The sequence below is a fragment of the Streptomyces sp. NPDC059564 genome (assembly GCF_042735575.1).
GTDB lineage: Bacteria > Actinomycetota > Actinomycetes > Streptomycetales > Streptomycetaceae > Streptomyces.
On the sequence record NZ_JBHWBP010000078.1, the window covers coordinates 19,286 to 28,794 of the forward strand.

The 9,509-nt window shown below is 74.8% G+C and carries 10 protein-coding genes; 8 read left to right on the forward strand and 2 right to left on the reverse strand.

Going from position 1 to position 9,509, the window contains the following annotated elements; translation table 11 throughout:
* Positions 1–281: 281 nt before the first annotated feature.
* Positions 282–1,094, reverse strand: coding sequence for a glutamate ABC transporter substrate-binding protein (locus ACFV0Q_RS16235; RefSeq protein ID WP_385005691.1), 813 nt, complete (start codon positions 1,092–1,094; stop codon positions 282–284).
* A gap of 312 nt (positions 1,095–1,406) precedes the next feature.
* Here ACFV0Q_RS16235 and ACFV0Q_RS16240 point away from each other — a divergent pair, with 312 nt between their 5' ends.
* Complete coding sequence (locus tag ACFV0Q_RS16240; RefSeq protein WP_385005710.1) at positions 1,407–2,426, forward strand: hypothetical protein; 1,020 nt, start codon at positions 1,407–1,409, stop codon at positions 2,424–2,426.
* A 133-nt stretch (positions 2,427–2,559) separates the two neighbouring features.
* The gene (locus ACFV0Q_RS16245; protein WP_385005693.1) at positions 2,560–3,108 is read left to right on the forward strand and encodes a TerD family protein; all 549 of its coding nucleotides are present in this window, start codon (positions 2,560–2,562) and stop codon (positions 3,106–3,108) included.
* 191 nt (positions 3,109–3,299) lie between these two features.
* Here the strand turns inward: ACFV0Q_RS16245 and ACFV0Q_RS16250 are convergent, their stop codons facing one another.
* A complete protein-coding gene (locus tag ACFV0Q_RS16250) occupies positions 3,300–3,902 on the reverse strand; it encodes a TetR/AcrR family transcriptional regulator (RefSeq protein ID WP_385005695.1) in 603 nt (200 codons plus the stop codon).
* Positions 3,903–4,098: 196 nt separating this feature from the next.
* Here ACFV0Q_RS16250 and ACFV0Q_RS16255 point away from each other — a divergent pair, with 196 nt between their 5' ends.
* The 6 genes from ACFV0Q_RS16255 to ACFV0Q_RS16280 all read left to right on the forward strand — a co-directional run.
* Complete coding sequence (locus ACFV0Q_RS16255; RefSeq protein ID WP_385005697.1) at positions 4,099–5,010, forward strand: phosphatase PAP2 family protein; 912 nt, start codon at positions 4,099–4,101, stop codon at positions 5,008–5,010.
* Positions 5,007–5,876: a hypothetical protein gene (locus ACFV0Q_RS16260; protein WP_385005699.1), complete on the forward strand. Its 870-nt coding sequence runs from the start codon at positions 5,007–5,009 to the stop codon at positions 5,874–5,876. The genes ACFV0Q_RS16255 and ACFV0Q_RS16260 overlap by 4 nt, the downstream gene beginning before the upstream one ends.
* Positions 5,877–6,007: 131 nt before the next feature.
* A complete protein-coding gene (locus ACFV0Q_RS16265; protein ID WP_385005701.1) occupies positions 6,008–6,283 on the forward strand; it encodes a GlsB/YeaQ/YmgE family stress response membrane protein in 276 nt (91 codons plus the stop codon).
* Between the two features lie 75 nt (positions 6,284–6,358).
* On the forward strand, positions 6,359–6,853 hold the full coding sequence (gene rraA / locus ACFV0Q_RS16270) for a ribonuclease E activity regulator RraA (protein ID WP_385005703.1): 495 nt from the start codon (positions 6,359–6,361) through the stop codon (positions 6,851–6,853).
* Positions 6,854–6,947: 94 nt separating this feature from the next.
* Positions 6,948–8,576 (forward strand): peptide-N4-asparagine amidase, encoded by a 1,629-nt coding sequence (locus tag ACFV0Q_RS16275; protein ID WP_385005706.1) that lies wholly within the window; start codon positions 6,948–6,950, stop codon positions 8,574–8,576.
* A gap of 27 nt (positions 8,577–8,603) precedes the next feature.
* Positions 8,604–9,509, forward strand: a 906-nt coding sequence (locus tag ACFV0Q_RS16280) for a serine/threonine-protein kinase (protein ID WP_385005708.1), incomplete at its 3' end; no start/stop codon positions are given.

Genomic DNA, 9,509 nt, shown 5'->3' on the forward strand with positions numbered 1-9,509 from the left:
ACGGCTCCGTCCACCGCGCCGACCTCGCCACAGGCTCCGGCCGGGTCCTCACCCCCGCCCGGGGCCCCGCCCGGGGCTCCGCCTCCGTCGGGCTGAAGCCGGACTCCCGGGGCCGGCTGCTCGTGGCGGGCGGCGCCGGTGGCCTGGTCCGGGTGATCGACGCGGCGGACGGGCGGGTCCCGGCGACGCCCCGGGCCGCCGCCGGGACGGCGTTCGTCGACGACGTGGCCAACGCCCGCTTCGACGCCGGCCGGTCCGGCCCGCCACCGCGTCGGCGAGCGTCAGTTGCCCGTGGTGACCTGCGGCGCCGGCTCGTACTTGTAGTTGGCCTGGCCGAAGTTCTTCTTCACGGCCGCCTCCCAGGAGCCGTCCGAGACCATCTTGGTGAGCGCCGTGTTGATCTTGCGCTGGAGCTCGTTGTTGCCCTTCTTGACGCCGATGCCGTAGTTCTCGTTGCTCAGCCGCAGTCCGACCAGCTTGAACTTGCGCTCGTTGCCCTTGCGGGCCGCGTACCCGGCGAGGATCGAGTTGTCGGTGGTCATGGCGTCGACGAGACCGTCCTGGAGGGCGACCAGGCACTCCGAGTAGCCGCCGAGCTCCAGCACGCTCGCCTTGGGGGCGAGGGTGTTCTTGACGTTGTCGGCGGAGGTGGAGCCCGTCACCGAGCACAGCTTCTTGGTGTTGAGGTCCTCGGCCTTGGTGATCGTCGCGTCGTCGGCGCGGACCAGCAGGTCCTGGTGGGCGACGAAGTACGGACCGGCGAAGTCGACCTTCTCCTGCCGCTTGGCGTTGATCGAGTAGCTGGCGGCGACGAACTGGACCTCGTTGTACTGGATCAGCAGCTCGCGGTCGGAGCTGTACACCTGCTTGAACTCGATCTCGTTCGGCTTGTAGCCGAGCTCCTTCGCGATGTACGTGGCCACGTCGACGTCGAAACCGGTGAAGGTGCCGTCGGGCTCGCGCATGCCGATGCCCGGCTGGTCGAACTTGATGCCGACGGAGAGGGGCTCCTTCGGGGCTTCACCACCACAGCCGGAGGCGGTGGCGGCGAGGGCGATCACTGCGGCGACCGCACCGGCCTTGGGAACCTTCATGTGCTGCACTCTTTCCTCGGGAACACGGAACCACGGGGGGAAACTCGCGGGTCGGGGCACGTGCAACCGCGCGGGCGTTGTGGCACGTGTATGAGGAAGCTAGGAAGGTGACGGGCGCAGCGTCACTAGATCTGAGTAAAACTTGAGGATAACGATCCGGTTCGGCCGCAGAATCTCCGCCGGGTGCGGGTCGTGGCAGGAGAAGGGGCGGGTGCGGTGACGGACGCGGCAACGGGCGAAGGCACGGGCGAAGGCGGGGGACGGGGTGCGGACCGAGGCGCGGGCGGGACGCGGGTCGAGGGGAACACGCTCCTGCTGGGCGAAGGGGTACGGATCCGGTTCATCCGGACATTGCGCCTCCCCGAGTCGGGGACGCACGCACTCCCGCCGGGCCTGGGGGAGTTCCCGCTGCGGCGGGTCGAGGACTACCCGGACACCGTCCCGCCGCAGTGGCGGGCGAAGGGCGGGGTGATGCTGCCCGTGTACCTGCGCGAGGCGATGTGGCTCAGCTTCGGCGGCTCGCGGGAGCCCGCCGCGCTCCAGGTCGGGGTCGGCAAGGTGTGCGCGGTCTCGGGGGAGCGGTGGACCGGCCGGCTCTCGCGCACCCCGCAGAACTACGTGGTGCTGCCGCGCCAGCCCTGGCTGGACGGGATCAACTCGGGCGACGGGACGGTGCGCCAGTTCGTCGCCGTACCGCTCGGCCTCGGCGCCACCGTGGAGGGGCAGGTCACGGGCCAGGAGACCACGGGCGGGGTCCAGCTCCAGGCCTTCCCGCTGAAGCCCCGGGAGCTGGAACGGTGGCGGGAGGCCGAGCGGGCGCGCGCCCCGCGTCCGCGCCCCGGCGCCGGTCCGTACCCGTCCGTTCCCGGTTCCGCGCCCGCGGGCTTCGGCGGCTACGGCGCCCCGCTGCCCCCGGCCGCCCCCGGCGCCGCCCCCGCCGCCCCCGCGGCCATGGGGCTCGGGGTCGGCGGGGCGATGCGCCAGGAGGTCTACCGGGACGACCGCAAGCCGGCCGCCTGGGCCGGCCAGCCGGCCGCGCGGGTCTTCGTCCACCTGGTGACCCCGCCCGAATGGCGCCGCATCACCGGTGAGGACGCGCCGCCCTCGCCCGTGGACCGGGCCGCCTACACGCGGGCCGGACTGCCCTGGTTCGACTACTACGACGAGACCGGCACCGACCTCCCCGCCGCAGGACCGCTCGGCGCGGTCAAGCCGGTCGGGGACTGGCTCGGCGACGACCACGCCCCGTGGGTCCCCCCGGTGCCCGGCCAGGTCACCCCGCTCGGCAACGCCCCGCGCCCGGGCGATCCGGTGCAGGACGGCGACTGGTAGGGGAGGGAGGGGAGGGGCGTTCCCGGCCTCGCGGACTGGCCGGGAACGTACGGTGCTTCGCCCCGTGATCACCGGTGCGTGACAGCATGGCAGGGCATGACGGGCCAAACCGGCCCGGCGGAGGGGGAGTTCGGTGAGCGCTATACGCAAGAGTCTGGCCAAGGTGGAGATCGCGCTGCGCTGGGACCCCAGCCCGGCCGGCACCCCCGCCAACGACCTGGACATCGTCGCGGCGGTGTACGCCGCCTCGGATCCGTACGGGGAGCCGGTCTACCTCGTGCACTTCGGCAGCCGCGCCCCCGACGGCACCATCACCCTGACCCGGGACAGCCGCACCGGGCAGGGGTTCGGCTTCGACGAGGTCATGACCCTCGAACTGGACCGGCTGGCACCCGAACTGGGCCGGGTGGTGGTCGGCGTGGTCATCCAGGACGCCGGTTCCGAGGCCGCCGGGGCCGGCCGCAAGACCTTCGCCGGCGTGGCCGGGACCGGGCTGCGGATACGGGAGGGCTACACCGATCTCGCCACCGGCGACTTCGGGGAGGTGGCGCGGGCCACGGCGGCCACGGTCGCCGAGTTCGTCCGGGACGACGAGGGCGGCTGGTCGCTGGACGCGCGGCCGCAGGGCTTCGACGCGGACCCGCAGGAGTTCGCCCGGGTCATGGGCGCCGTCCGCGGCTGAGCCCGGGCCCGCGGGGCGACTGTGCCCTTGCCCGCGGGGGCGGAAGAGCCTTACGGACGGGGCGGCGGTCACTCTGCTCGGGAGTGGCCGCCGACCCGTCCGGGTGGCGCGCTGCCGCCGTCCCCACGAGGCAGCGCGAGCAGGTCACCGTCCGGTCATCGTGGACGGCGGCCCACCGGTATCGAGGGGCATCAGGGGGTGATGCCCAGTGCGGGCAGCAGGGACGTGTCGACGAACCTGACCAGGTAGTCGGCGTCCGCGTACCGCCCCTCCAGCACGGGCCGGATGCGCAGCACGCCCATCAGCTGCGCCGGCAGGAACTCCACGGCCGGATGGTCCGCGGCGATCTCGCCCCGCGCCACCGCCCGGGCCACGATCGCGTCGAACGCCGCCAGCTCGGGCTCCACCAGCGCCTCGCGCAGCGCGCCCTGGAGCTCCTCGTCGCTGAGCACGGCGTGCCCGAGCGCCTGGGTGAGCCGGGTGTCGCGCCCCGAGGTGCAGGCCGCGATCAGGGCGGCCTCGCGCAGGTCGCCCACCAGGGTGCCGGTGTCGACGCTGGCCAGCGTCCGGTCGCTGCGGCTCGCGCGCAGGGCGGCGGCGACCAGCTGGGGCTTGGTCTTCCACTGCCGGTAGAGCGTGGACTTGCCGCAGCTGGCGCGGGCGGCGACGCCCTCCATGGTGAGGGCCTCGTACCCGTGCTCGCGCAGCTGTTCCAGGACGGCGTCGTAGAACTCCCGCTCGCGCTCCGGGGTGATCTTGGAGCGGCGCGCGGTGACCTGCGGCGTCGACGTCATGGGGGCGGCTCTCCTCGCGGTTCTGGTGCGGCCGGGTCCGTCGCTTCCGAGTGTACGGCCAGGAAAGCGAATCGGTACACCAGCGTATCGATACGTGAATGTATCGATACACTGGCGTGTCGATAGGAAGCGGATCCGGACCGACGGCACGCCGCCGAGGACCCGCAGCCACACCCGAAAGAAGTGAGACCGGGGGATGACCTCCCACACCACGCCCGGCCGGCCACGCGCCGGGACGTCAGACGCGCGCCGTCGGCTCATACGCGAGCTGCTGCTCGTCGCGGGCCTGTTCGCGGTCTACAAGGCGGGCCGGACGCTCTCGACGGGCCGCACCGACGAGGCCTTCCGCAACGCCGGCCGCGTGTGGGACGCCGAGCGCGCCCTGCACCTGCCCGGCGAGGGAGCGGTCCAGCGGCTGCTGCTCCACTCGGACGCCGTCGTCCACACCGCCAACACCTATTACGCGGCCGTGCACTTTCCGGCGACCGCGCTGTTCCTGATCTGGCTGTACCTGCGCCGCCCCCGGCACTACCTGTGGACGCGCCGGGTGCTCGCCGTGGTCACCGGCGCCGCGCTGGTCCTGCACCTGTCGTTCCCGCTCGCACCGCCGCGGATGCTCGGCGCCGCGGACCTGGTGGACACCGGGCAGGTCTACGGGCCCACCGTCTACCGGGCCGCCCCCGCCGCCGACACCATGGCGAACCAGTTCGCCGCGATGCCCTCGCTGCACTTCGGGTGGGCGCTGATGCTGGCCCTCGGCATGATCGCCGCGACCCGGTCGCGGTGGCGGGCCCTGTGGCTGCTGCACCCGCTGATCACCCTGCTCGTGGTCGTCGGCACCGCCAACCACTACTGGCTCGACGCCCTCGTGGCCACCCTCCTCCTGGGCGCGGCCCTCCTCCTGGTCCCGCGCCCGGTCCCGGCCCGCCGCACCACGCGCGTCGTGCGGTCCAGCCGGGAGGGAAACCCGGTTCCGGCGTCCGCCGCGGCTCCGGCCCCGGGTTCGGCTCCGGCGTCCGCCCCGGCTCCGGGTTCGGCCCCGGCTCCGGGTCGGGCGTCCGCAGGGGCGGCCGTGGCCGCCGGTGCGGCCGTGGGGGGCGGGCAGTGAACGCCACCGCGCTCGCCGTGGCGCTGTGCCTCGCCTCCGCCGTGACCTACGCGGCCGCCGCCGTCGCCCAGGAGCGGCTCGCCCGCCGGGCCGTCGCCCGCACCGCCGCGGCCCTGCTCGGCAACGGCGCCTGGTGGTGGTCGGCCGGACTGAACGCCGCCGCCGCACTGCTGCACGCCGCCGCCCTGCGCTACGGCCCCCTCACCCTGGTCCAGCCGCTCGGCGCGCTGACCCTGGTGGCCGCCGTCCCGCTCGGGGCGCGCGGGGCCGGGCGACGGGTCGCCGCCACCGAATGGCGGGGCACCCTGGCCACCGTCGCCGGGCTCGGCCTGCTGCTGCTCCCCGCCTCCGGCCCGGCCCCCGACGACACCCTCACCCTGGCCGAGGCCCTCGGGGTGTCCGCCGCCACCGCCGCCGTGATCGTCCTGCTCACCGCCCGCAAGGACCCCCGCTCGGGCCTGCGCCACGCCACCGCCTCCGGGCTCGCCTCCGCCGCCGCTTCCGCCCTGACCCAGACCGTCGCCGTCGCGGGCGGCCGGGGCGGAGCCCTGCTCAGCGCCCGGGTCGTCACCGTCGCCCTGCTGGTGGTCGTGTTCGCGGTCGGCGGGATGCTGCTCTCGCAGCGCGCCTACCGGGGCGGCCTCGGTGCCCCCCTCGCCGTGGTGAACCTGGCCAACCCGCTCGCCGCGGCCGCCATCGGCATGGTCCTGCTCGGCGAACGCCTCCAGGGCGGCGCGCTGGGGATCCTGCTCGCCGTCGCCGGAGCCCTCGCGGCGACCCGCGGAGTCCTGCTGCTCACCCGCACCGCCCCCCAGCTCCCCGAACCCACCTCCACCACCCTCCCCACGGGCCACGTCACAGCCTGACCCGCCCGCCCCGGGCGCCGCCCGCCGCCGCCCGGGGGCGGAGCCGCCGTGTCCGGGTGGAGAACCGATTCGGCGTTGTGGGCGTCCTCGCAGGTGAGAGACGCACACACCAACGAGCGGAGTGAACGACCATGGGATTCATCAGCTGGATCATCCTCGGCCTGCTGGCCGGCGGCATCGCGAAGGTCCTGCTGCCCGGACGGGACCCCGGCGGTCTCATCGGCACCACCCTCATCGGCGTCGCGGGCGCCTTCATCGGAGGCTGGCTCTCCGCGAAGTTCCTCGACCGCCCCATCCAGACCCAGTTCTTCGACCTCGCCACCTGGGGCTCCGCCATCGCCGGCTCCCTCGTGCTGCTCATCGGCTACCGCATCCTCTTCGGCAACTCCCGCAGCTCCCGCCACTGACCCGGCCGCCCCGCCGCATTGCCTACGCTGGGCCCGCACGGCGCGACGTACGAGCTGCGAGGAGTCCCGAACCCCATGAGCGTCACCCCCGTCACCCCCGTCCCCACCGCCGACCTCTACGACGAGCACGGCGAGCGCCTCGGCATCTGCGCCGCCCCGTTCCGCCCGATCGGCGGCCGACGGCTCTTCGCCGGGCCCGTGCGCACCCTGCGCTGCCACGAGGACAACGCCCTGCTGCGCGAACTCGTCCACACCCCCGGCGGCGGCGCCGTCCTCGTGGTCGACGGCGGCGGCTCCCTGCGCACCGCCCTGGTCGGTGACCTCCTCGCCGGGGCGGCCGCCGACTCCGGCTGGGCCGGGCTGATCATCAACGGCGCCGTCCGCGACAGCGTCGCCCTCGCCGCGCTCGACCTCGGCGTCCAGGCCCTGGGCACGTGTCCCCGTAAGAGCGGCAAGACCGGCGCCGGGACCGTCGACGAACCCGTCACCATCGGCGGCGTCACCTTCCGCGCCGGGGACACCGTCTTCGCGGACGACGACGGCGTCGTGGTGCTGCCCGCCGGGAACTGACACCCGGCACGGGCGGCGGCACCGAACGATTTCCGCCACCCCCGCACCGCGGGCCCTGGCGGCGGCGGGCCGCGACCGGTTTCACTGCGGGCCCATGACACGACACAGGATCACGGGCCTGCTCGGCGCGCTCCTCCTCGCCGCCGGGGCCCTGGCCGCACCCGCCGCCGCGGCCGGAGCCCCCGCGGCCGGCGCGACCCCGCCCGCCGAGTTCGGCACCGACTGGCACGACCCCCTCACCGCCGCCCCGCCCGTGGAACGGCCCCCGACCCGCTCCTGCGAGGTCACCCTTGCCGAAGCCCAGTTCCGGGACTTCACCCCCTACCGCGGCGGCTACGCCCCGCCCACCGCCTGCGGCCGCGGCGCCTGGGCCAAGGTCGTGCTGCGCCTCGACGGCAAGGTCAAGGGCCGCCAGTACGACCGCCTCGGCAACCTCACCCTCGGCGGCGTCGAGATCCTGCGCACCTCCACCCCCGAGCCGTCGCCCGACGGCATCGCCTGGTCGGTGGAGAAGGACGTCACCCCGTACCGCGACACCCTCAGCCGCCCCCAGCCCGTCGAGATGCTGATCGGCAACGTCGTGAACGACACCTACACCGGGGTCATCGACGTCAAGGTCACCCTCACCTTCTACGCCGCCGAGGGTCGCACCCCGCCCGCCGACACCCCCGACCAGGTCCTCCCGCTGACCACCCCGGACGTCACCACCCCGCGCAACACCGAACGCCTCCTCGCCGAGGTGTACGCCACCGGCTCCGGCGGCGGGTGCGAGGAGTACTGGTACCTGACCGTCCCCGACGCCGCCCCGTACTCCTGCAAGGCCGCCGACGGCCCCTACCGCGAGGTCCGGATCTCCGTCGACGGACAGCTCGCCGGCCTCGCCGCGCCCTTCCCCACCGTCTGGACCGGCGGCTGGTCCAACCCCTTCCTCTGGTACGTCGTCCCCGGCCCCCGCGCCTTCGACGTCCAGCCCGTCCGCTACGACCTCACCCCCTACGCCGCCCTCCTCAACGACGGCCGCCCGCACCGGATCGAGGTCTCCGTCGCCGGAGTGCCCGCCGGGCAGAGCGGCTGGAGCACCCCCGCCAACCTGCTGCTCTGGCAGGACCACGGCCGTCAGGTCGTCACCGGCGCCCTGACCCGGCACGAGGAGACGGCCCCGGCGGGCGGCACCCGCTTCACCCCCGCCCCGGCCCCCGGCGGCGAACACCGCCTGGACACCGAGGGCAGCCACCGCCTCACCGTCGCCGGACACCTCGACACCTCCCACGGCCGGGTCACCACCACCGTCACCCGGGCCGTCCGCAACACCTCCGCGCACCGCTGGACCGAGGGCGAGGACCGCGACGCCCTCACCGCCGAGTGGAGCGACGAGGAGAGCGTCACCCGCGGTCCCACGACCACCCGCACGCGGCGCGCCTACACCATGGACGGCGCCACCACCCTCGGCGCGGGGGACCGGCTGCGCACCGTCCTGTCCCTCGGCGACCGGGCCGACACCGTGACCCTGCGCGGCGGCCGCGAGACCGGCCGCACCCGCCTCGACGACAGCTACACGGGCGACGCCTCGTACACGGCGAACGTCCCGCGCGAGCAGCGGCACGCGGTCGCCGCCACCACCGCCCACTACCGCCTGTACGGGGCCGCCGCGGGCGACGGCTGTTACGACCGTACGGTGACCAGCGAGCAGGGCACCGTGACGGTGGACCGCCGCCGCTGCTGACCCGGACGGCGCCTACGATGACCGCCCATGGACACGAGTGAGGCCGGCAGACGGCTGGTCGACGGCCGCTTCGAACTGATCGGCCCGCTGGGCGCGGGCGGCATGGGAACGGTGTGGCGCGCCCGCGACATCGCCCTGCACCGCGAGGTCGCCCTCAAGGAGGTGCGCCCGCCGGACCCGGCCACCGCCGCCGCCCAGCCCGGTCTCGCCGTCCAGCTGCGCGAGCGGGCCGTGCGCGAGGCCCGTGCGCTCGCCCGCCTCGCGCACCCCCACGTGGTGACGATCCATCACATCGTGGAGCCCGCGCCGGGGACGGAGGGCCACCCGTGGATCGTGATGGAGCTCGTCAAGGGCGGCTCCCTGCACGACCGGCTCGCCGCCGGGCCGATGCCGGTCGGGGAGGTGCTGCGGCTCGGGCTCGACGTGCTCTCCGCGCTCCGGGCCGCGCACGCCGAAGGGGTCCTGCACCGGGACGTGAAACCGGCCAACGTGCTGCTGCGGCCCGACGGCGGGGCCGTGCTCACCGACTTCGGCATCGCCGCCCTGCACGGCTCGACGGCCCTCACCTCCACCGGGGTGCTGATCGGCTCGCCCGAGTACATCGCGCCCGAGCGGGTGCGCGGCGAGGAGGGGCTGGCCGCCTCCGACCTGTGGTCCCTCGGCATGCTGCTGTACGTCGCCGCCGAGGGGACGCACCCGCTGCGCCGGGCCACCAGCCTGGCCACCGTGGTCGCCGTCCTGGACGAGCCGATCCCGGCGCCGGTGCGGTCGGGCCCGCTGGGCCCCGTACTGGAACGGCTGCTGGTACGGGACCTGGCGGCGCGGCCGGACGGGGCCGCGCTGGAAACCCTGCTCCGCAACGCGAGCACCGCTCTCGCCGCCGCCGTCCCGGGCGCGCCCGCCGGCGTCGTGGACGGGCCCGGGCAGTACGGT

Excerpts from the sequence above, each read along its gene's own strand:
- ACFV0Q_RS16265 (WP_385005701.1), top strand. The coding sequence starts at position 6,008 with ATGGGATTCATCAGCTGGATCATCCTCGGCCTGCTGGCCGGCGGCATC.
- ACFV0Q_RS16255 (WP_385005697.1), top strand. The coding sequence starts at position 4,099 with ATGACCTCCCACACCACGCCCGGCCGGCCACGCGCCGGGACGTCAGAC.
- ACFV0Q_RS16275 (WP_385005706.1), top strand. The coding sequence starts at position 6,948 with ATGACACGACACAGGATCACGGGCCTGCTCGGCGCGCTCCTCCTCGCC.
- rraA (WP_385005703.1), top strand. The coding sequence starts at position 6,359 with ATGAGCGTCACCCCCGTCACCCCCGTCCCCACCGCCGACCTCTACGAC.
- ACFV0Q_RS16250 (WP_385005695.1), bottom strand. The coding sequence starts at position 3,902 with ATGACGTCGACGCCGCAGGTCACCGCGCGCCGCTCCAAGATCACCCCG.
- ACFV0Q_RS16235 (WP_385005691.1), bottom strand. The coding sequence starts at position 1,094 with ATGAAGGTTCCCAAGGCCGGTGCGGTCGCCGCAGTGATCGCCCTCGCC.